Below are 21,861 nucleotides of genomic sequence, written 5' to 3'. Positions count from 1 at the left end.
CGCGATGCCTGGGACCATCTCCGACGAACTTCTCGACGTCCGCTACGCCCGCTGGGACGGGGTCGACCGGCCGTTCACGCTGGTGTCCACCACCACCCCCAGGTCGCCGGGCGATGGCGAGGTGCTGGTGCGCATCGACCTGGCCACGGTGTGCGGCAGCGACCTGCACACCGTGAACGGCAAGCGGCCGTCCCCAGTTCCGGCGCTGCTGGGGCACGAACAGGTGGGCACCGTGCTGGCGGTGGGTCCGGGGGCGCCGTCGTGTGTGGACGGCACTCCAGTGGTGCCGGGGCTGCGGGTGGTGTGGTCGGTCACCGCCTCCTGCGGGGCCTGCCCGCGCTGCCTGCGCGGCCACCCGCAGAAGTGCCGGGAGCTGCGCAAGTACGGGCACGAACCGCTGGACGAACAGGCCCCCCTGACGGGCGGGTTCGCCACTCACTGCGTACTGCTGCCGGGGACCGCCGTCGTCGCGGTACCCGAGGGACTGCCGGACGCGGTCGCCGCCCCGGCGTCTTGCGCGACCGCCACCGTGGCCGCGGTCATCGCCGCCGCCGGCCCCCTGGAGGGGCGCGAGGTGCTGGTCACCGGCGCGGGCATGCTCGGCCTGACGGCGGTGGCGATGGCCGCCCTCGGGGGCGCCCGCGTGACCGCCGTCGATCCGTCCCCGGCCCGGCGGGCGCGCGCCGGACAGTTCGGGGCCGCCCGGGTGCTGGACGTGAACGACCCGACGGGCCCGGCCGACATCGCCCTGGAACTGTCGGGCCGCACGGACGCGGTCCGGGCGTGTCTGTCCGCCCTCGACATCGGCGGGATCGCCGTGCTGGCCGGCTCGGTCTCCCCGGCGGACGCCGTCCCCGTCGACCCCGAGTGGCTGGTGCGGGGCCTGCGCACGGTCACCGGTGTGCACAACTACCGGCCCGCCGACCTCCATACGGCCGTCGCGTTCCTCGCGGCCCGCCACACCGCCCACCCCTTCGCCGACCTGGTGGAAGGGGCTCATTGCCTGGGAGATCTCGGCACGGCCGTGTGCGCTGCGCAGGGAGCGGATGCCCCACGCCAGGCCGTTCTGCCGGGCCTGGGCTGAACCAGCCCTCACCCGCGACCGCCGGACACGGAACGCGTCATCCCGGCGCGGGTGAACATCGCGCAGCACGTCGAAGGTCTGCGTGAACTCCGAATGACTTGTCGATACAAGCTATTGCCGCCCGCTGCTCGCTCTGCCAGCGTCTGCGGCACAGGCCCCGAAACGGGCACCCACCGCTCGGTCTCCGTATCCGCAGAAGGCGGACCGGACGCCGCGTTCCGAAGGAGAGACACATGCCAGACAACGGTCTGGACAGACGGAAGGTACTGACGGGCGGTGTCGCCGCAGCTCTCACGGTCGGTGTCGCCGGACCGGCGTCCGCCGCGGACGGCGCGCCGCGCGCCGCGGACGACACCGCCCTGCTGCGCGCCGCCGTCCTGGAGTACGAGGACCCCTGGACGAAGGTCCTGGGGCTGGCCGAACTGCTGCGGAAGGCGGGCTTCGAGGTCGTGCCGCTCGACCTGACGCTGGCGGCCGACGAGCAGCCGCAGCAGGTCGACCTGATCGCGTTCGGCACCTTCACGAACAACAGCGACGACTATCTCGACTACGTCGCCGACCAGGCCGACTCCCTGCGCCGGTTCGTCGCCGACCGCCGGGTCGTGCTGGATCTGGCGCAGTCCGACCAGTACGGCGCCGCAGTGGCCTATCTGCCGAGCGGTCTGTCCGCCGTGCGCACCGATGCCGACTACGACACGATCCACCCGGTCGACGCGGGCCACCCGCTCGTCAAGGGATTGCGCGTCAGCAACGGCCGACTGTTCACCGGCCGGAACGCCAGTCCGCGGGTGAGTTACGAGACGGTTCAGCGGTGGAGTTCGATGCGGGTGCTGATGGCCTGCTCCGCCTCCGGGTTCCCGCCCGCGCTGCTGGAGGGCCAGTTCGGGGCCGGCCGGTTCCTCGTCACCAGCCTGACCGTGGACAAGATCCGCAACAGTGCGGGTGCGGTGGTGCAGCCGGCCGAGGCGGTGGCGGACAGTGAGGCGTTCTTCGCCGCGCTGGCCGGCTACGTCGCGTCGGTGCGCACCGGTACGGCGCCCGCCGTGGTGCCGACGCCGATGCCGCCCGAGCAGCCGGTCGGGCCGATGGTCGGCCACACCGAACCCGGCAACGCCCGGATCTGGGCCCGCCCCGGCCTCGACCCCTCGCTCTACTCCCGCTGGAACTGCGCCTACCGCGAGCTGGGCGGGAAGGTGAACAGGACCTGGCGCACCGTCACCACCAGCGTCGAACCCGGCAACGACGACACGCTGATCGCCCAGCTGCGGGGCCTGGCTCCGGACACGGCGTATGAGTTCGCCCTCACCCCGGTCAAGGAAGCGGCCGGCTTCACGCCGATGACCGGATCCTTCACCACCTCGCCCGACCCGGACAAGCCGTCCGTGGTCACCATGGGGATGGGCTCGTGCGGCCCGTCGGTCCCCGACCACGTATGGACGGCGATCATGGACGAGGGCTGCGACAGCTTCGTGATGCTCGGCGACACTCCGTACGTCGACAGTTCCGACCTCGAGGTTGCCCGCCGGAAGCACCGTACGTTCCTGGTGCAGCCAGAGATCTCCCGGCTGGTCTCCTCCATGCCGGTCTGGGCCACCTGGGACGACCACGACTTCGGCGGCAACGACTTCCACGGCGACTACAAGAGCAAACGCCAGAACCGCACCGCTTTCGTCAACTATCGCGCCAACCCCACCTTCGGGCAGACTACGGACGGGAAGATCCTCCGGCAGCGGACGGACGGAGAGGGTGTCTATACATCCTTCCGCCGGGGCCCGATCGAGGTCTTCCTGCTGGACCCGCGCTGGTTCAGCCGTACCGCGCCGAGCTGGGCCGACAGCACCCAGGTGACCTGCCTGGGCACGGTGCAGTGGGACTGGCTCCGTACGCAGCTGCGCAGGAGCACGGCCCCGTTCAAGGCCATCGCCACCGGCATGATCTGGGACGACAAGCAGAACGCCGAGAAGGACGACTGGGCCACCTACTCCTACGAGCGGGACGCGATCTACGACTTCATCGCCGCGGAGGAGATCCCGGGCTGCTTCCTGGTCGGCGGAGACATCCACGTCTCCCGTGCCCTGAGCTACGGCCCCCGTGTCGGCTACGACCTGTGGCAGTTCATCGTGAGTCCGCTGCACGACAGCACCATCCCGAGCCTCAACGTGCCCAGCCCCTACCTGGTGCACAGTGCCGTCGAGCCGCACGTCTTCCTCAAACTGGTCGCCGATACGACGCTCGAAATGCCGACCCTCACGGCGACCTGGATCAACCGCGACGGCGAGCGCCTCTTCGAGGTGACCCGCACCGCGGCCGAACTCGGTCACACCTCCTACCCGAGGCGTCCCGCGCACACCCACCACGGCCGGGACGAGAAGCACTCCGGCGACGGTCGCTGACACAGTCACCACTGCCCCCGCCCCCGTCCCTCCCGGCCCTCCGCCAGGAGGCCGGACAACCCCCTGCCGACTCACAGATGAACAGTTGGCAACCTGTCGATACAAGTGTTGACCGGGGTGGCTGTGCCTGACACGTTGGCCACAGCCGCCCCGGCGAGCGACTCCCCCACCCCGTACACACACCGCGTCCTTCCCCCGTGCTGCCCTCGAACCCGGAGTTCACCGTGCCCGTCCGCCCTTTCACCCTTGCCACCTCGCTCGCCGTTGTCGCCGCGCTGACCCTGACCGCCTGCGGCGGCAGTTCGGACGCGGCCGAGTCCGCCACCTGCCCCGGGGGCAAGATCCGCTTCGGTGTGGAGCCCTTCGAGGACCCCGCCAAGCTCACCCCGGCCGCCAAGGTCCTCGCCGACGCCCTCGGTGAAAGCCTGGACTGCGAGGTGGAGCTGACCGTCACCGAGGACTACTCCGCCGAGGTCCTCGCCATGGAGAACGGCAAGCTCGACATCGCCATGTTCGGCCCCCTCGGCTATGTCTTCGCCAGCGGGCGGGCCAAGGCCGAGGCCATCGCCTCGTTCGGTGACGGCAAGGGCCAGGTGTCCGGCTACACCGCCGGCATCTGGGTGCCGAAGGACTCCGGCATCACGTCGGTCGGGGACCTCAAGGGGCACTCCCTCGCGCTGGCGTCCGTCGGATCGACATCGGGCGACGCCCTGCCGCGCAAGGCGATGCTCGACGCCAGCCTGAAGAAGGACGACGTCAAGGTCAACTACGCGGGAGGCCACCCGGAGGCGCTGCTCGCCCTTGCCAAGGGCACGGTCGATGCCGCCGAGATCAACTCCCAGCAGCTGGCGAGCGCCACCGCCTCCGGCATCTTCGACCCGGCCGGGTTCCGCAAGGTGTGGGGCTCCGACCCGATCCCGAACGACCCGATCACCGTCCGCGGCGGCCTCGACGCAGAGTTCAAGAAGGCGGTCACCGACGCCCTGCTGAAGCTGCCGCCGGACAAGGTCGGCAAGATCGGCGCCCTCCTCGACGTCGACCCGCCGGCGCCCCTGGTCGCCGTGGACAAGTCCACGTACCAGCCGCTGTTCGACCTCGCCGCGACGCTGCACCTGACCGAGAAGGACGTCTGATGCTCGCACTGTCCGGGGTCACCGTGCGGTACGGAGACCGGCAGGTGCTACACGGGGTGGACGTGGACGTTGCCCGCGGAGAACTGCTCGCCGTGCTCGGGGCCAACGGCTCCGGCAAGTCGACCCTGCTGCGGGCCGCCGCCGGGCTGGAGCCGATGGCGGCGGGCAGCGTACACATCGACGGCAATGCCTGCGGACCGCTGGACATCGCCGTGGTCTTCCAGCACATCCACCTCGTGCGCCGGCGCAGCGTCCTGGAGAACGTGTGCGCCGGCGCCCTCGGCCGGCTGCCGCTGCGGCACTCGCTGGTTCCCGCCCTGTTCCCACGCGCGCTGCGGGAGGAGGCGATGGCCTGCCTGGACCGGGTCGGTCTCGCCGACCGTGCGCACGAACGCGCGGGCCGCCTCTCCGGCGGCCAGCAGCAGCGCGTCGCCGTGGCCCGTGCCCTGTGCCAGCGCCCCCGCGTCCTGCTGGCCGACGAACCGGTGTCCGCACTGGACCCGGCCGCTTCCGAGCAGGTACTCGCGCTGCTGGCCGAGCTCGCCCACGACGCGGGCCTGGCCGTCCTTGCCGTCCTGCACCAGCCCTCGCTCGCCGCCCGCCACGCCGACCGCATGGTCGGCCTGCTACGCGGCCGGGTGATCCTGGACGGCCCACCCGGCCAGAACGTCGACACCCTGTACCAGTCCGCGCTTGTGGAGGCCGTGTCGTGATCGATCTCAACGAGGTACGGAGACTTCCCGTCCCGGCGAAGCCCGCCCGGCCACGCGCCACGGCGGTGGGGGCCGCGGTAACCGCCGTGCTGGTCACCGCCCATGTCGTCGCGTGGAACACCACTGACATGTCCTTCGGCGCACTGACCGAGGGCTGGGGCGGCATCGTCGACTTCCTGGGCGACGCGATTCCGCCCGATCTGAGCTGGGAGGTCCTGGAACCCAGCCTGAACGGCGCCCTGGTCACGCTATGGATCGGGCTGCTCGGCACGACCCTGTCCATGCCGTTCTCGCTTCTCCTGGCTCTGCTCGCGGCACGCGGGACCGCCCCCTCGACGGCGGTCTACCAGGCCGCGCGCTCCCTGCTGTCGTTCCTGCGTGCCGTACCCGACGTGGTCTTCGCCCTGATCTTCGTCACCGCTGTCGGACTCGGGCCCTTCCCCGGCGTACTGGCGTTGCTTCTCCACAACGTCGGTGTGATGGGCAAGCTGTGGGCGGAGGCGCTGGAGGACGCCGACCCCGGTCCGGTGCAGGCCCTGCAATCGGCGGGCGCGGGCCGCATCCAGGTAGCGGCGCACGCCCTGCTGCCGACCGTGACACCCCAGCTGATCGGACTGCTGCTGTACCGGCTCGACGTCAATGTGCGCGCGTCCCTGGTACTCGGCCTCGTCGGCGCGGGTGGGATCGGCTTCTTGATCAACCAGTCGATCAAACTGTTCCAGTTCGACGAGATGCTGACCCACATCATGGTGGTGCTGGTCCTGATCGTCGCTGTCGACCGGCTGTCGGCATGGGTGCGGCTGCGCCTGGCCTGACCGCCGGCAACCGCAGCCGCGGCGCCCGGGCCCGCGGTCCGGGCACGGTCGTCGAGTTTCGGTACGTGGCTCAGCCTTCGGTCTCACGGGCGAGCTGGCGCCGGAGGCTGAGGGCCAGATGCTCCGTCATGGCCTCGGCCGCGCGGTCGGCCTTCCTGCGGAGCACGGCCCGTACGATCCGCTCGTGCTCGGCCAGCGTCGGGTCCTCGGCGACCTTCATGTTGCTGAGCCGGAAGACATGCAGGTGTAAGTGGAGCCGTTCGACCGCATCGGCGAGCAGGGTCGATGCGACGCGGACGCGGTCGCATCGTGGAAGCGCTGGTCCAGGGCGGCGAAGTCGCGGTAGTCCGCGTAGCGGCCCGTCGGCCCAGGCACCGTCCGCATCTCCTCCACGATCCGCTCGATCGCGTCCAGTTGCTCCTCGGTGGCATGCGTCGCGGCCAGGGCCGCGGCCCGGGGCTCCAGCAGCAGACGCATCTCGAAGAGCTCCTCGAGCCCGTGCCGCGTCAGCAACTCGGTCGCGCGGTAGCCCGACAGGGACCGCTTCACCACCAGTCCGTCCGCCTCGAGGCGGGCCAGAGCCTCACGCACAGGTGTCGGCGACGCTTCCAGGCTCGGGTCTGTACGGTAACCGGCCCTGTCCCGTAGTCGGTGGTGACCGTACGTCACTGTGTGTCAGGCTGGGGCGTGCTTGAGGTCAATGCCCTTGTGGGTGTGGTGTTTTCGGGTCTGTCTGCCCTGGTCATCGAGGGTGTGGCGGATGAGGGTGAGCTGGTCCGGGTGGTGGCGCGTACCCGTGATGATCCGGTGCCGTGTCCGGTGTGCGGGACGCCGACCGGGCGGGTGCACGGCTTTCACGGCCGGACGGTGGCGGACGTGGCGGTGGACGGCAGGCGGGTGGTGGTGTCGGTGAGGGTGCGGCGCCTGGTGTGCCCGGTGCTGGGCTGTCCGCGGCAGACGTTTCGTGAGCAGGTGCCCGGCCTGCTGGGGCGCTACCAGCGCCGGACGAACCGGCTCACCGACCAACTCGGCAGCGTAGTCAAGGAGTTAGCGGGCCGGGCGGGCGCCCGCCTCTCCCGGGCTCTGGCCACCGCGGTGTCGCGCTCGACCGCCCTGCGGATGCTCATGCGACTGCCGCTGCCTCCGCGCCGGGTGCCGCGGGTGCTGGGCGTGGACGACTTCGCGCTCAAGCGCCGCCACCGGTACGCCACCATCGTGATCAACGCCGAGACCGGCGAGCGGATCGACGTACTCCCCGACCGCAGCGCGGACACCCTTGAGGCGTGGCTGCGCGAGCATCCCGGCGCTGAGATCGTCTGCCGGGACGGCTCAGGCGCCTACGGCGAGGCCATACGCCGGGCCCTGCCCGCCGCGGTGCAGGTCAGCGACCGGTGGCAGTGCGCCATGAGGCGCCTTGTCGTATCCCCGACTCAGTCGGGAAGAATTCGGAAGGAAATTCTTGGGTCTGATGGCTTACCTAATCCGGAAACGGTGAGGGGACCGCAGCATGCCAGGAAAGCGACGGCCGGGCTCAGGCATTGGAGACGGGGCGTCGTGGGACCCGCGTGATATGGCGAAAGCTGGATTGCCTGAATCCCAATCCCCAGAAGATTGAAGGTCGAATCCACCGGAAAAATGCCTGAAACCGGTGCCGCGCCCTGCGACGGCTTTGTGCCATGGCCGACGCAACCTCCGGAGCGCGGAGCGATGCCCAGTGAGGGCATTCAAGGGGATGAATGGGGCGCCTACCTCACGCTATTACGTACGACAAGGACGAACATGGGATCGCCTAAGGGGTGAGATCTTCCTATGGCGACGGAGGTCCCGTAGTAGTCGCCGGAGTCACGACCGGCCAAGGAGGACGGGAAAGCCGTCCGCATCGGGCGAAGGGGGCCAGGTGATCGGACACTCAAGGATCGGGAGGTATGCGTAATGCAGAGCGCCGAAACGGTGCTGGGTGTCCTCCGTGAACGCGGCAGGCGTGGCCTGCCGTGCAGCGAATTGTATCGACAGCTCTTCAATCCGCAGTTGTATCTGCTGGCCTACGGCCGTCTGTACTCCAACAAGGGGTCAATGACACCGGGGGTCAACGGGGAGACCGTGGACGGCATGTCGCTGGGAAAAATCGAGCACGTCATCGACGCGCTGCGTCACGAACGCTACCGGTGGAGCCCAGCCAGAAGGGTCTATATCCCAAAGGGGCGGGGCAGCACGAAGCTGCGCCCGCTCGGCCTGCCGCCCTGGAGTGACAAACTCGTCGGCGAGGTGATCCGTCTGCTGCTTGAGGCGTATTACGAGCCGACGTTCTCCAACTCCTCGCACGGTTTCCGTCCCCGCCGGGGCTGTCACACCGCACTACGTGATGTGGCCAATACCTGGACGGGCACAGTTTGGTTTGTCGAGGGCGACATCGCCCAGTGCTTCGATCGCCTTGACCATTCGGTCATGCTCCGAATCCTGGGTGAAAGAATCCAAGACAACCGGTTCCTGCGGCTGATGGGCAACATGCTCAAGGCCGGATACATGGAGGACTGGGTCTGGAACGCTACGCACAGCGGGAGTCCGCAAGGCGGTGTAGTTTCACCGATCCTGTCAAATATCTATCTGCACAAGATGGATGAGTACGTCGAGAATATTCTGATCCCGGAATACACCCGGGGAAGAGTCAGGCAGCCGAACCGTGCCTTTCATCGGGTGTGGGCGGCCATAAGACGCGCAGGCAAGCGCGATGACCGCACCGAGGTGCGGGAGCTGCGCAAGCAACTTCGCAGTGTGCCCAGCATGGATACTCATGATCCTGGCTACCGGCGACTGCGATATACGCGTTACGCCGACGACACCCTGCTCGGGTTCGCCGGACCGAAGGCAGAAGCCGAGGAAATCAAAGAGCGGCTGGCACAATTCATCCGTGACGAACTCAGGTTGGAACTGTCGCCGGAGAAGACCCTCATCACGCACGCCCGCACCCAGGCGGCGAGGTTCCTCGGCTACGAAATCACCGTGCACCACAACGACCGCAAGATCACCGGCGGACGTCGTTCCGTCAATGGGGTCATCAGATTGCGCGTCCCTCGTTCGGTGGTATCTGCCAAGCAAGCCCAGTACATGAAGCGCGGCAAACCCGCGCGTCGGCCGGAACTGCTGAACCAGGACGATCACGTCATCCTCAGCACCTACGGGTCGGAGTACCGCGGCATCGTCCAGTACTACCTGCTGGCCGGCGACGTCTTTCGACTCGCCCGGCTGCAATGGGTCATGGAGACCTCGATGCTGATGACGCTCGCCAACAAGCACCGCTCGTCGGTGTCGAAGATGGCCCGCAAGTACGCGGCCACCATCGAGACCCCGCACGGACTGCGCAAGTGCTTCGAAGCCCGCGTCGAACGCACCGGCAGGAAGCCACTGGTCGGACGGTTCGGAGGGATCCCGCTGCGACGGGACAAGAAGACGGTGATCAATGACCGTCGGCTGGCCCCGGTCAACACCAAACGCAAGGAGCTGGTCACCCGGCTCCTCGCCGGACGGTGCGAGTCCTGCGGGCAGATCAACGAGGTGGAAGTCCACCACGTCGCCAAGCTCGCAGACCTCGGACGATCAGGAACCCGGCCACCGTGGGCAGATCTCATGGCCGCACGACATCGCAAAGCCCTTGTGGTCTGCGGAAGTTGTCACGCGGACATCCACGGCAAGAAGCCCGCCCCAGCACTCACGGAGTAGTCACTGGAAAGCGACGTGCGGTGAAAGTCGCATGCGTCGTTTGGGCTGGGGGCCGTGGGAAAAGGACCTGCTCAGCAGGCACCTCGCCGACGGCCCACCAGTACCCTGTGGCGGAACCTGTGCGACAAAGTCCTGGCCGAGGTCCGCGCCCACGCTCCCTGCTGGGCCGCCGTCAACCCGCCCCGGCCCGGCGGCGTCCGCGAGCAGACCACCCGCGAGCGCTGGCACAAAGTCCACGACCTCCTCGGCTCAGGCGTCGGCCTGCTCGACTGCTCCCGCAGACTGAACCTCGCCGTCTTCGCGGCCGACCTGCCGGGCGAGGACGTCGCGGTACGGGGGACGGCGGCGAGGACCAGGCGCTCAGCGCCCCTCGGTGGGCGGGCGTCGCTGGTCCCGCCGAGGGGCGCGCACCGTTCCGAGCGGGCTGTCCCGGGCGTTTGGATCGTGTGGGCGGCGCTCGGCAGGAGGCGGGTCGGTCCCCGCAGATGGTCATCGTGCCCGGACGGTCCTGGTGCTGCCCGCTCGGGTCCTCGGGGCGGCCGGTCCAGGCCGCGGCGGGCAGGGGGTGCCCGCCGGTATTGGTCGCCGTCCGGCCTGGACGAACCCTGCTATGCGCGGTCACGTTCGTCGTACAGTCACCGTCCATGTGGCCTCCTTGGAACGTATGGCAGGCCACATGTCAAGCAGCGACTTGCCGATACTTCCCGGCGCCCCACTGCCACAGTGGGTGAGTAGACGTCAGAAGATCACCTGCAAGGGCTAACTGTCACTCAACCTCGCACGTTTCAGGTGGTGTTGACGGTTACTCAGTTCCTCTCCAAAGCGGCGTAAGGGGGCTCTGCATACCCGATCAGCCCCACGAAGCCGGGGGTCCCGATTTGCTCGATATGACAGGAATAGGGGGTGTTAGTACGTTCAATCACGTACCGGCTGTGACAGCGGGACTGTCTCTGAGTCCGAGAAGGAGAACAAGCGACATGATCATGACCCGTTCCCACGCGATCGCCACGGCCGTCGCGGTCGCCGCGGCACTGACCGCGACCGGCATCACCTACGCCTCCGCCGTCCCCGCCCCCCAGGCCCAGGCCCAGGTGGCCCCGGCCTCCGTCCTCGCCCAGGCCCCCATGGGCGGGGAGGGCGGCAACACGGGCAAGGGCAACGAAGGCAGGGGCAACGAAGGCAACGAGCGCCGGGGCAACGAGCGTGAGGGCAGGCGCCATTACGAGGGCAGGATCCACATCAACGAGCGCGAGTTCTCCGGCCGCCCCGACGGCTGCATCACCGTCGTCAGCGGCCTGGGCGCCAAGAGCTTCAACATCCGCAACGACAGCCGCAACGAGGTCGAGGTCTTCCGCGGAGCCGTGTGCGACAACGGCGCCCCCATCGCCACCGTCGGCCCCCGCAGCTCCGCCAACAACGTCCGCCCGGGCAAGGACGAGGACGAGGACTTCGAGAAGGGCGAGCACCACGAGAAGAAGCACCACGAGAAGATGAATGACGGCGTGAAGGTCAAGAACGGAGTCGTCGCCAGCTTCCGCGTCGTCAAGCGCCACCACGGCGAGGGCGGCGAATTCGGCGAGGGCGGCGATTTCGGCGATTACTAAACCAGCAACCGCCTGATGCGCATGCTGGAGAACTCCGGCCCGCCGTAACCGGGCCCGGGCCCTTGGGCCAGGCGCACAACACAGAATCCCGGCCCGCCGTAACCGGGCCGGGATTCTCGTCCGGCCCAAGGATATCCCTTCCCGGAACATCCGGCTCGGGACCGCGAAGGTGCCTGAAGGCGTCGACGAGGGCGGTGTACAGCCGTACGGGCACGGCACCGATCCACGCGCAGCACCTCAGCGAGCCCGGGCTTGCCGACCTCCACATCACCGCACCCGACGAAGCAACCGCCCACACCGTCACGACCGCACTCGAACAGCAGTGGGCCACAACAGGAATCGGGCCCGTACAAAAAGCGCCCCGTGAACCAGGAGCCGAAGCACACATGCACGCGGACACCCGACGGCTCACGGGTCCGGACCCCGGCACGGCCGGTGGGTTGTCACCGGGGCCCGGGTGCTGCGGCTACTGCGGCTGCGGCTGCGGCTGCGGCTGCGGCTGCCAAAGCTGCTGGATCTCTCGGGGCGTCCCGGCGACTCGCACCGTCCCGGACATGCCCCTCAAGCGGGGGTTGGTGCAATCCAACGCCGTTTTTCGGAACCGAAGTTACTGAGACGAAAACCCGGACATTCACAGGATCAATTCAGGATCGAATCGGTCCTGGTTCCATCGGTGTCAGCAGGAAACACCGCAACCGACAGCCGCTGAAGATCTCAATGCGTTCGCGTCGCGCCGCCCGTTCCGCCCGTCTCGTCCTGGCCGCCGCGGCCGTGACTGCCCTCGCCACCACCACCGCCTGCGACCCCGACGACGACACGGACACCGGCAGCTGCACGGCCCCTCCACCGCCATCGCCTCCGCCGGCAGTGGCGGGAGCGACAACTCCTGCACCGACAGCCCCTCCACCAGCGGCTCCAACTCCAGCGGCTCCACCGACAAGGCCGACTCCGGCGACGGCAGGAAGAGCAGCTACGGGCGGTCCCGCGGCACCAACGACCTGGACTTCACGGTCACCTCGAAGTCCCAGGCCGGCAGCTACTGCCTTGTCACCGCCAAGACCAAGGCCGACATCACCTGCCACCTGGGGTGCCGTTCGCGTGGCTGACCGCCGATGAGGCGTACGGGCAGGTCAAGGGCTTGCGCTACTGGCTTGAACAGCGCGAGGTGTTCCACGTGCTCGCAACCCGCCGCACCGACACCGTCGTCACCTCCTCACGCACGACCATCCCGTGGACGAACTGGTCGCCGGTCTGCCCCGACAGGCGTGGAAGCGCCGTTCATGCGGGCGGGGCGCCCACGGCGAGCGCGTCTACGACTGGGCCCGGGCGCCGATCCGTCCATGGCGTGAGGAAGGTGTCGAGCAGTGGGTCCTGGCCCGCCGCAGCATCACCGATCCCACCGAGATCGCCTACTACGTGTGCTTCGCACCCGCAGGCACCGCCCTGAACACTGACCGTGGGCGGCCGCCGGTGGACGATCGAGGAGTGTTTCCAGACCGCAAAGAACGAATGCGGCCTCGACCACTACCAGGTCCGGCTTTGCCCTCTGGCCCGTCGCCGAGATCGAGTCGTTCGGCTACCTGCCACTCAGCGGTGAGCTCGCCCCCGCCGAAGTCGGGACAGCGGTGATGCGCATCGTCGGCTGCAACGACATCGACCCTGAACTCGACGACCGGCCGCCCCGGCACGCCGACCCGCCCGGATCGTTCCTACACGGACTGCTGACCTTCGACAGCCTCTTCGCGGCCGGTGGCACGCGAGTCACGGACAGCTCCTCAGGCATCACCTTCCTGCCCGGCTGCTGCAATGGCCTGGAGGACTGGCGTGCCTGGCACGAGGTCGTCGACGGCAGCGGCCACGCCTCCTTCGGCCACGACCCCGATCCGTTCGCCGAGCGCCTCGCCGACACCGTCCGATTGACCGTCGACGCCGAGCAGGACGACAGCCCGGTGATCGAGCTCTCCATCACGGAGTTCCGCCGACTGCTCGACGGTGCCGAGCATGACCTGACCAACTTCCTTGCATTAGCCGCTGACTGGGTGTCGCAGTACCTGCCGGACCACTTCACCCCCGTCACCGCCGCGCTCGCGCGCGCACTCGCCCTGCCCGCGTCGTCCGTGCCGCCAAAGCCATGGGTTGACGGCACTGTTCCGCCGATCAACTGATGGCCGTATGCCTCCGGCACAGTCGTCGTGTGCGACGCGGTCAGCATGTCGCGCGCAGAAGAAATGCAACGCCGTGATCGCTCCCGAGCGAGCCGGTTGCGCGTAGTTGTACACCGGCCGTCCCGCGCCGTGATGCCGCAGGTCAAGAGCACAGGCTGCACTACACCCGGCTCGTGTAGGGCGAAGACCTCGGACGATGGGTCACGGCGCAGCGGCTGCCCGCGCCGCAGTCACGCCCGTCCCCGCAGGTGCCTGCGTACGCGCCCGTCATGTCCGAGGCACCCGTGCGCTCCGTGATCTCGACAGCAGGCGTGCGAGCACCCCGTTTCCGGTGGGGTGCTCTTCCTCATTTCCCGACGATGGCCCCCGTCAGGGGCTTGGCGTTGCGGGCTCGTATCCCTAAGTTATGACCAGAACATGAGTCCCGCTCACATTTAAGGATCTATGCGATGACCACGGTTCAACCTCCGTACCGCAGACTCAGATCCCTCACGGTGGTATCCCTGCTCCTCGCCGTGATGACCCTGGCACTCGGCCCGATGCCCAGCTCCGCGGCGGAGCCCAACTGGTGGGATCCGACCGCCCGGCCCGCACCCGACGCGCAGATCGGCGTCACGGGCGAGCCCTTCAAGGGCGCCGACGCCCAGGGGCGTGTAAGGGGCTTCGTCGACGCCCACGACCACATCATGTCCAACGAGGGCTTCGGCGGCCGGCTGATCTGCGGCAAGCCGTTCTCGGAGCAGGGCGTCGCCGACGCGCTCAAGGACTGCCCCGAGCACTACCCCGACGGCACGGGCGCCGTCTTCGACTTCATCACCAAGGGCGACGGGAAGCACGACCCCAACGGGTGGCCCACGTTCAAGGACTGGCCCGCCCACGACTCGCTGACCCACCAACAGAACTACTACGCCTGGATCGAGCGGGCCTGGCGCGGCGGCCAGCGGGTGCTGGTCAACGACCTGGTCACCAACGGCGTGATCTGCTCGGTCTACTTCTTCAAGGACCGCAGCTGCGACGAGATGACCGCCATCCGTCTTGAGGCGCAGAAGACGTACGACATGCAGGCCTTCATCGACAAGATGTACGGCGGCCCGGGCAAGGGCTGGTTCCGGATCGTCACCGACAGCGCGCAGGCCCGCGAGGTCATCAAGCAGGGCAAGCTGGCCGTCGTCCTGGGGGTCGAGACCTCCGAGCCGTTCGGCTGCAAGCAGATCCTGGACGTCGCGCAGTGCAGCAAGGAGGACATCGACCGCGGCCTGGACGAGCTGCACCAACTGGGCGTGCGCAGCATGTTCCTGTGTCACAAGTTCGACAACGCCCTGTGCGGGGTGCGCTACGACTCCGGCGCCCTCGGTACGGCCATCAACGTGGGCCAGTTCCTGTCGACCGGCACCTTCTGGAAGACGGAGACCTGCCGCGGCCCGCAGCACGACAACCCCATCGGCAACGCGAAGGCACCCGGGGCGGAGAAGCAGCTGCCGGCGGGGGTGGCCGTCCCCTCGTACGCCTCGGACGCGCAGTGCAACACTCGCGGGCTGACCGGCCTGGGTGCGTACGCGGTGCGCGGCATGATGGAACGTCACATGATGCTGGAGCTCGACCACATGAGTGTCAAGGCAGCGGATCAGGCCTTCGACATCCTGGAGTCCGAGTCGTACCCGGGCGCCATCTCCTCGCACAGCTGGATGGACCTGGGCTGGACCGAGCGGCTCTACAAGCTCGGCGGGTTCGCCGCCCAGTACATGAGCGGCTCCGAGGCGTTCAGCGCGGAGGCCGAGCGCACGGACGCGCTGCGCGAGAAGTACAAGGTCGGCTACGGCTACGGCACCGACATGAACGGTGTCGGCGGCTGGCCCGCCCCGCGGGGCGGGGACACCCCGAACCCGGTCAAGTACCCCTTCCGCAGCACGGACGGCGGCTCGGTGATCGACAAGCAGACCGCCGGCGAACGCACATGGGACTTCAACACCGATGGCGCCGCGCACTACGGCATGGTCCCGGACTGGATCGAGGACATCCGGATCGTCGGCGGCCAGGGGGTCGTGGACGACCTCTTCTCGGGCGCCGAGTCCTACCTCCGTACCTGGGGCAACACCGAGCAGCACACGTCCGGGGCGAACCTGGCCTCGGGCGCCACCGCCTCGGCGTCCTCGTCGGAATGGTGGAACCCGTTCGTCAGCTTCGCGCCCGGCAAGGCCGTGGACGGCGACAACGGCACCCGCTGGGCCAGCGAGTGGAACAACGACCAGTGGCTGCGGATCGACCTCGGATCCTCGAAGCCGGTCGAGCGTGTCACCCTCGACTGGGAGGCGGCGTACGCGAAGTCGTACCGCGTCGAGCTGTCGGATGACGGCACGGCCTGGAAGACGGTCTGGTCCACGACCGCCGGTGACGGTGGCCTGGACACGGCGCGTTTCGCCGGAACTCCGGCGCGCTACATACGGATCAAGGGGCTGGAGCGCGGCACCCAGTGGGGCTACTCACTTCGCGAGGTCGGCGTCTACGCCAACTGACGCACCCGTGAGGCGGTGTCCAGGGCCGGGGCCGGCCGAATCAGCTCTCCTGATCCGGCCGGCCCCGGCTGACTTTCCGGCGCGTTCGCCGACCGAGCCGCGCAGAGCGCAGGGAACCACACGCCGCGAAATTCGATAGCCCCCGTCAGGGGCTTGGCGTTGCGGGCTCGCATGCCTAACGTATGAGCAGAACATGAGCCCTACTCACGTTTGAGGATTTTCGTGATCACTCACCACTCCGAAGCCCGCCTCTGGCTCCTGAGCACCCCTGGCACCTCGTACGCCTTCCGGCTGGACGCCGACGACGTCCCCCGGCACGTGCACTGGGGCCGGCCGCTGACCCCGGAGCAGGCCGTCGTGATCGCGGCCGACCTGCCCGACGAGGACCCCGGCGGCGACGACCCTGGGGGTGAGGAGTACGTGGTCGAGGGCGGCCTGCGGTTCGGGGCGCCGTCGCTGACCGTCCGGTTCGACGACGGTGTCCGTGGCTTCGAGTGGCGGTTCCTCTCGCACACGGTCGAGGACGACCTGCTCACGCTCTCCTTCACCGACCGTGTCCGCTCCCTCGGTCTCGACCTGCACTACCGGCTCCGGGACGGCCATGACCAGATCGAGCGCTGGGCCGTCCTCACCGCTGACGAGCCGGTTGACGTCCTGCGGTTCGACTCCGCCGCCTGGACGCTGCCCGCCCGCGACGACTACCGGGTCAGTCATGTGGTGGGGGAATGGGGCCGGGAGTTCCAACTCCGGCGCGACCGGGTGCCCGTCGGGGAGACCGTGTTCACCAGCCGCCTCGGCATCACGGGACAGCACGCCGGGCCGTGGCTGATGCTCGACGCGCAGGACGCCGCCGAGGAGCACGGCGAGGTCTGGAGCGCGGCCCTGGCCTGGAGCGGCAGTCGCCGGATCACCCTGCGCCGCGACACCTACGGCCGCGCCTCCTGGACGGGCGGGTTCGGCCACGAGGGCCTGGTCTGGAAGCTGACCGCCGGCGAGCGTCTGGAGACCCCGGTCTTCACCGGGCTGTATGCCCCCGACGGCTTCGGTGGCACCAGCCGCCGCTGGCACGCCTACGTCGAACGCGAGGTGCTGCCCGCCCATCGCGCCGAACGCCCTTTGATCTTCAACTCGTGGGAGGCGACCGAGTTCGACATCAGCGAGAAGCAGCAGACCGAGCTGGCCGGCCTGGCCGCGGGTCTCGGCGTCGAGGTCTTCGTCGTGGACGACGCCTGGTTCGGCGCCCGCACCAGCGACATGGCCGGGCTCGGCGACTGGCGGCCCAACCCCGACCGCTTCCCGTATGGTCTGGGCCCGCTCGCCGACCACGTCCGCACGCTGGGCATGGGCTTCGGCCTGTGGGTCGAGCCCGAGGCGGTCAACCCCGACAGCGACCTCTACCGTGCGCACCCCGACTGGATCCTCTGCCAGGACGGCCGTACCCGCACCCGGCGCCGCCACCAGCATGTGCTGAACTTCGCCCGCCGCGACGTCCGGGAATGGGCGGTCGACTGGCTGGTCAGGACCGTCACCGAGCTGGACGTGGTCTTCCTCAAATGGGACATGAACCGGCCCTTCAGCGAGGCAGGGCAGCCTGGGGCCGCCGACCCCGACCGGGTCTGGATCGAGCACACGCGCGGCGTCTACGAGGTGATGGACCGGCTGCGTACCGCCCGTCCCGGCCTGTACCTGGAATCGTGCGCGGGCGGCGGCGGCCGGGCCGACCTGGGCGTGCTGGCCCGCGCCGACCAGGTCTGGACGTCGGACAACACCGACGCCGCCGACCGGGTCGCGATCCAGCACGGCCACGGCCAGCTGCTGCCCGCCCGGACCATGGGCGCCTGGGTCACCGACAGCCCGCACAGCTTCAGCGCCCGCCCGACCTCGGTCCGGTACCGCTTCCATGTCTCGATGGCGGGGGCGCTGGGCATCGGCGGCGACCTGCGGAACTGGAGCGAGGAGGATCTGGCCTGGGCCCGCATGCTGGTCGAGCAGTACAAGCGGATCCGGCCCGTGGTGCACGGCGGCGTCCAGTACCGCCTGGAGCACGACGCCGTGCAGTACCTCACCGAGGACGAGGTCGTCGTCTTCCAGTTCCAGCCGTCCGCGCTGACCCGCTCGGTCGCCCGCACCCGGCTGAAGGGCCTCGCCCCCGACGCCCGCTACCGGGATGAGGCCACCGGCGCCGTCCACGAGGGCGACGTCCTGCTCAGCCACGGTCTCCCGCCACTGCTGTCCTTCGACTGGACGAGCGAGCTCGTCCACTTCAAGAGAGTGTCCCGATGAGCCTTGCCCCCGAGCTGCCCGATCACCCCGAGCGCAGCCGGCTGTCCGAGCGTCCCGAGGCCCTCGCCGAGCCCGTCCGCCGGGTCGGCCCCGGCTGGGTCGCCCTGTACGTCCTGGCCAATGTCGGGGTGTTCGTCCCGATGCAGGTACCGACGACGTTCCTGATGCCCGAGCAGATCGCCCAGATCGACCCGGCGGGGAAGGTCGGCAGCTACGCCTGGGTCAGCATGATGGGCGCGATCTCGGGCATCGTCATCGCACCGCTGGCCGGCACGCTCAGCGACCGCACCACCAGCCGGTTCGGCCGCCGCCGGCCGTGGCTGCTCGTGGGCTCGCTCGTCTGCATGGCGACGCTGGTCTTCACCGGCCTCCAGACGACGGTCGTCGGGGTCGCGCTCGGCTCCCTCGTGCTGTCCGCCTCGTTCATGATCATCGGCGCCGGACTCTCCCCGGTGGTGCCCGACCAGGTCCCGGTCGCCCAGCGCGGCGCCGTGCTGGGCTGGGCCATGGTCCCGCAGGCGGGCGCCCTGATCGCGGGCGGGCTGCTGATCGGTCTGGTCACGGGCTTCGCCTCGCAGTACCTGCTGATGGCCGCACTGCCGCTCCTGATCCTGCTGTTCGCGACCACCATGAAGGATCCGCCGCTGCCCCGCCGGCTCCGCGAGCCGTTCTCGCTGCGCACCTTCCTGGACGGCTACCGGATCAGCCCGCGCGCGCACCCCGACTTCGTCTGGGCGTTGAGCTCCCGCTTCATCATGGGTCTCGGCTACGGCATGGGCACGCTCTACCTGCCGTACTTCCTGGACGACGTACTGCACTACGAGAAGTTGTTCCCCGGCCAGTCCACCGAGGACGGTCTGCTCATCGTGATCGGCATCAATTGCCTGGCCACGATCTCTACGGTCGTCCTCAGCGGCTGGCTCTCCGACAAGCTGGGCAAGCGGCGCATGCTGGTCTTCCTCGGCGGCGTCACGATGGCCGTCGCCGCGGTCCCGCTCGCGCTGTCGCCCACGTGGACCATGACGCTGGTCGCGGCCGTCATCCTGGGCCTGGGCTACGGCGTGTATCTGGCCGTCGACACCGCCCTGGTCACCGAGGTGCTCCCCGCCTCGGCGGACCGCGGCAAGGACATGGCCCTGGCCAACCTGATGACCTCCCTGCCCTACGTCCTCGTCCCCCCGATCGCCTCGGTCGTGCTCGGCGCTCCGGGAGGCTACAGCTCGCTGTTCCTCTGCTCGGCGGCCATGTCCGCGCTGGGCGCGGTATTGGTCTGGAAGGTCAAGGCCGTCCGCTAGGGCCGGTCACCGGCGTCGATCGTTCAGATAGCTGTTGAGGACTCGTTTGCACTCAGCGATCAGCTGGGCGTCGCCCAGCGGATCGATACGGAAGGCGAGTTGCAGCACGCTGTCGGCGCACTCCAGGGCCACCCGCACCGCGATCTCGAATTCGGCGTCGTCCTGGACCCCTATCAGGGAGGCGGTCAGTGAGCGCAGCCTTCCGGCGACCGCGGTGTTGTTGTCCAGGGTCGGCTCCAGGATGTGGTCCTGTCCCACCGCGCCGAAGTCGACCACGCCGAAACCGGTGATCGTCCGGCGCATGGTGACGAACTCGTCGACGGTCACATCCACGATGCCCGAGATGCCCTCGGGCTCCTCTTGCTCCAGCCGGTCCGCGACCCGCCCCAGGAAGGACTCCAGATTGCGGGCGGCGAGCGCACCGATCAACCCCTCCCTGTCGGAGAAGAACTGGTAAAGGGTGCCGATGGGCACTTCGGCCCTGCGGGCCACCTCCTTGGTGGTCAGCCCTGCATAGCCGACCTCGTCCAGGAGTTCGGCGCAAGCGTCCAGCAGCCGTTCGAAGCGTTCGGCGCTGCGCTTCTGGACCGGCAGCCGGCGCAGCGTCCCTGCGGTGCGATCTTGATTCACGCTTCCATCATCCCATCGAGCGGGTTAACGTGAGTCCTGCTCATGTTTCAGGAGGTTAGACGTGACACTGGACCATCTCCCCGCGGACTTCATCTGGGGCGCCTCGACGGCCTCGTATCAGATCGAGGGCGCCACCAGGGAGGACGGCCGCGGACCCTCGGTATGGGACACCTTCACCGCGCGGCCAGGCACAATCCGCGACGGGCACACCGGTGACGTGGCCTGCGACCACTACCACCGGTACGAGGAGGACATCGCGCTGATGGCCGAGGCGGGCCTCACCGGCTACCGCTTCTCCATCGCCTGGCCCCGGATCCAGCCGACCGGCACAGGCGAGGTCAATCCCCGGGGTCTGGACTTCTATGACCGGCTGGTCGACGGCCTGCTCGCACGCGGCATCGAACCTGTCCCGACCCTGTTCCACTGGGACCTCCCGCAGGGCCTGGAGGACAGCGGCGGCTGGCTGAACCGCGACACCGCGCACCGCTTCGCCACGTACGCCGCCATCATGGCCGACAGACTGGGCGACCGCGTCCAGAAGTGGATCACACTCAACGAGCCGTTCATCCACATGGTCTGGGGCTACGGTCTCGGCACTCACGCACCGGGCCGCACCCTGTTCCTGGACTGTCTGCCGGTCGCCCACCATCAACTGCTCGGCCATGGCCTTGCGCTGAGGGAGCTGCGGGCGCGCGGCCTCCAGGTGGTGATCGCCAACAACTGCACCCCGGTCTGGCCCGCTTCGGACTCCCCCGCCGACCACGCCGCCGCGCGAGCCTATGACAACCTGCACAACCGCCTGTTCAACGACCCGATCCTCACGGGCACCTACCCGGACCTGTCGGACTTCGGCGCGGACACGACCCTCGGCGGCTCCGTGCGGGACGGCGATCTCGAACTGATCTCGGCCCCCTTGAGCGCGCTCGGCATCAACTACTACAACCCGACCCGGATCCAGGCGCCGGCGTCCGAGGGACTGCCGTTCGAAGAGGCCCCCATCGAGGGCTACCGCCGCACCTCCTTCGACTGGCCCGTCGTCCCCGACGGCCTACGGGAACTGCTCGTCGGCCTCAAGGAGCGCTACCCGGCACTCCCGCCGGTCTACATCACGGAGAACGGCTGCTCGACCGAGGACGTCGTCAACGCGGACGGCACCGTCCTCGACCTCGACCGCATCGACTACTTGGACACCCACCTCCAGGCCGTCAACACCGCCGTGGCCCAGGGCGCGGACGTGCGCGGCTACTTCACCTGGACCCTGATGGACAACTTCGAATGGGCCGAGGGCTTCCACCAGCGCTTCGGTCTCGTCCACGTCGACCACGACACCCAGGTCCGCACCCCGAAGGCGTCCTTCGCGTGGTACCGCGACCTCATCCGCGCTCAGCGCGGTTGAGCCGCCCGCCGGGATCGCGTCGCGGATTGCGTACTCGCGGGGTGATGAGCTCCGGCACGTTACGCTGACGCCTCATCATGCTCCGGGTGTGTGCCCCTCCGTCCACCGGGCGGAGGGGCA

General features: G+C 68.9%; 14 protein-coding genes and 4 pseudogenes. 16 read left to right on the top strand and 2 right to left on the bottom strand.

What is annotated here, in order from left to right; all coding sequences use genetic code 11:
- Positions 1-4: 4 nt before the first annotated feature.
- The 5 genes from OG306_RS39655 to phnE all read left to right on the top strand — a co-directional run bounded on the left by OG306_RS39655 (position 5) and on the right by phnE (position 6,138).
- Positions 5-1,084 carry a zinc-binding dehydrogenase gene (locus OG306_RS39655; protein ID WP_266751595.1) on the top strand — a complete coding sequence of 360 codons (1,080 nt, stop codon included), beginning with the start codon at positions 5-7 and terminating at the stop codon, positions 1,082-1,084.
- 233 nt (positions 1,085-1,317) lie between these two features.
- Complete coding sequence (locus OG306_RS39650; RefSeq protein WP_266904208.1) at positions 1,318-3,477, top strand: alkaline phosphatase D family protein; 2,160 nt, start codon at positions 1,318-1,320, stop codon at positions 3,475-3,477.
- A 224-nt stretch (positions 3,478-3,701) separates the two neighbouring features.
- The gene (locus OG306_RS39645; RefSeq protein ID WP_266751591.1) at positions 3,702-4,610 is read left to right on the top strand and encodes a phosphate/phosphite/phosphonate ABC transporter substrate-binding protein; all 909 of its coding nucleotides are present in this window, start codon (positions 3,702-3,704) and stop codon (positions 4,608-4,610) included.
- Complete coding sequence (locus OG306_RS39640; RefSeq protein WP_266751590.1) at positions 4,610-5,323, top strand: phosphonate ABC transporter ATP-binding protein; 714 nt, start codon at positions 4,610-4,612, stop codon at positions 5,321-5,323. The genes OG306_RS39645 and OG306_RS39640 overlap by 1 nt, the downstream gene beginning before the upstream one ends.
- Positions 5,320-6,138, top strand: a complete 819-nt coding sequence (phnE, locus tag OG306_RS39635) for a phosphonate ABC transporter, permease protein PhnE (protein ID WP_266904210.1) — start codon at positions 5,320-5,322, stop codon at positions 6,136-6,138. Before OG306_RS39640 ends, phnE begins: the two co-directional genes overlap by 4 nt.
- Before the next feature lie 70 nt (positions 6,139-6,208).
- Here the strand turns inward: phnE and OG306_RS39630 are convergent.
- A pseudogene (locus OG306_RS39630) lies at positions 6,209-6,807 on the bottom strand (GntR family transcriptional regulator).
- Positions 6,808-6,825: 18 nt separating this feature from the next.
- Here OG306_RS39630 and OG306_RS39625 point away from each other — a divergent pair.
- From OG306_RS39625 to OG306_RS39580, 10 genes and pseudogenes are all read left to right on the top strand, one after another.
- Positions 6,826-7,533, top strand: a pseudogene (locus OG306_RS39625) (ISL3 family transposase); the annotation flags it as partial.
- 537 nt (positions 7,534-8,070) lie between these two features.
- The gene (locus tag OG306_RS39620) at positions 8,071-9,855 is read left to right on the top strand and encodes a reverse transcriptase/maturase family protein (RefSeq protein ID WP_266751484.1); all 1,785 of its coding nucleotides are present in this window, start codon (positions 8,071-8,073) and stop codon (positions 9,853-9,855) included.
- 45 nt (positions 9,856-9,900) lie between these two features.
- A pseudogene (locus OG306_RS39615) lies at positions 9,901-10,152 on the top strand (hypothetical protein); the annotation flags it as partial.
- A 680-nt stretch (positions 10,153-10,832) separates the two neighbouring features.
- Positions 10,833-11,459: a hypothetical protein gene (locus OG306_RS39610; protein ID WP_327350248.1), complete on the top strand. Its 627-nt coding sequence runs from the start codon at positions 10,833-10,835 to the stop codon at positions 11,457-11,459.
- Positions 11,460-11,653: 194 nt separating this feature from the next.
- Positions 11,654-12,073, top strand: coding sequence for a DUF6207 family protein (locus tag OG306_RS39605; protein ID WP_371666189.1), 420 nt, complete (start codon positions 11,654-11,656; stop codon positions 12,071-12,073).
- Between the two features lie 476 nt (positions 12,074-12,549).
- Positions 12,550-13,005 (top strand): annotated as a pseudogene (locus OG306_RS39600) (transposase); the annotation flags it as partial.
- Positions 13,006-13,087: 82 nt separating this feature from the next.
- The gene (locus OG306_RS39595) at positions 13,088-13,624 is read left to right on the top strand and encodes a hypothetical protein (protein WP_323187774.1); all 537 of its coding nucleotides are present in this window, start codon (positions 13,088-13,090) and stop codon (positions 13,622-13,624) included.
- 449 nt (positions 13,625-14,073) lie between these two features.
- The gene (locus OG306_RS39590) at positions 14,074-16,137 is read left to right on the top strand and encodes a discoidin domain-containing protein (RefSeq protein ID WP_266751477.1); all 2,064 of its coding nucleotides are present in this window, start codon (positions 14,074-14,076) and stop codon (positions 16,135-16,137) included.
- 222 nt (positions 16,138-16,359) lie between these two features.
- A complete protein-coding gene (locus OG306_RS39585; RefSeq protein WP_371666188.1) occupies positions 16,360-18,420 on the top strand; it encodes an alpha-galactosidase in 2,061 nt (686 codons plus the stop codon).
- Positions 18,417-19,715, top strand: coding sequence for an MFS transporter (locus OG306_RS39580; RefSeq protein WP_266904216.1), 1,299 nt, complete (start codon positions 18,417-18,419; stop codon positions 19,713-19,715). The genes OG306_RS39585 and OG306_RS39580 overlap by 4 nt, the downstream gene beginning before the upstream one ends.
- A 6-nt stretch (positions 19,716-19,721) precedes the next feature.
- Here the strand turns inward: OG306_RS39580 and OG306_RS39575 are convergent, their stop codons facing one another.
- Complete coding sequence (locus OG306_RS39575) at positions 19,722-20,345, bottom strand: TetR/AcrR family transcriptional regulator (RefSeq protein WP_266751471.1); 624 nt, start codon at positions 20,343-20,345, stop codon at positions 19,722-19,724.
- Positions 20,346-20,406: 61 nt separating this feature from the next.
- Between OG306_RS39575 and OG306_RS39570 the strand changes: the two genes are divergently transcribed.
- Complete coding sequence (locus tag OG306_RS39570; protein ID WP_266904218.1) at positions 20,407-21,741, top strand: GH1 family beta-glucosidase; 1,335 nt, start codon at positions 20,407-20,409, stop codon at positions 21,739-21,741.
- Positions 21,742-21,861: the final 120 nt, after the last annotated feature.

The sequence above is a fragment of the Streptomyces sp. NBC_01241 genome, from assembly GCF_041435435.1.
Classification (GTDB): Bacteria; Actinomycetota; Actinomycetes; order Streptomycetales; family Streptomycetaceae; genus Streptomyces.
Note: the sequence above shows the minus strand (reverse complement) of the source record. Positions and strands in the feature narration are given on the sequence as shown.

Coding starts and splice junctions, on each gene's coding strand:
- OG306_RS39655 (WP_266751595.1), top strand. CDS start 5: ATGCCTGGGACCATCTCCGACGAACTTCTCGACGTCCGCTACGCCCGC.
- OG306_RS39650 (WP_266904208.1), top strand. CDS start 1,318: ATGCCAGACAACGGTCTGGACAGACGGAAGGTACTGACGGGCGGTGTC.
- OG306_RS39640 (WP_266751590.1), top strand. CDS start 4,610: ATGCTCGCACTGTCCGGGGTCACCGTGCGGTACGGAGACCGGCAGGTG.
- OG306_RS39620 (WP_266751484.1), top strand. CDS start 8,071: ATGCAGAGCGCCGAAACGGTGCTGGGTGTCCTCCGTGAACGCGGCAGG.
- OG306_RS39610 (WP_327350248.1), top strand. CDS start 10,833: ATGATCATGACCCGTTCCCACGCGATCGCCACGGCCGTCGCGGTCGCC.
- OG306_RS39595 (WP_323187774.1), top strand. CDS start 13,088: ATGCGCATCGTCGGCTGCAACGACATCGACCCTGAACTCGACGACCGG.
- OG306_RS39590 (WP_266751477.1), top strand. CDS start 14,074: ATGACCACGGTTCAACCTCCGTACCGCAGACTCAGATCCCTCACGGTG.
- OG306_RS39580 (WP_266904216.1), top strand. CDS start 18,417: ATGAGCCTTGCCCCCGAGCTGCCCGATCACCCCGAGCGCAGCCGGCTG.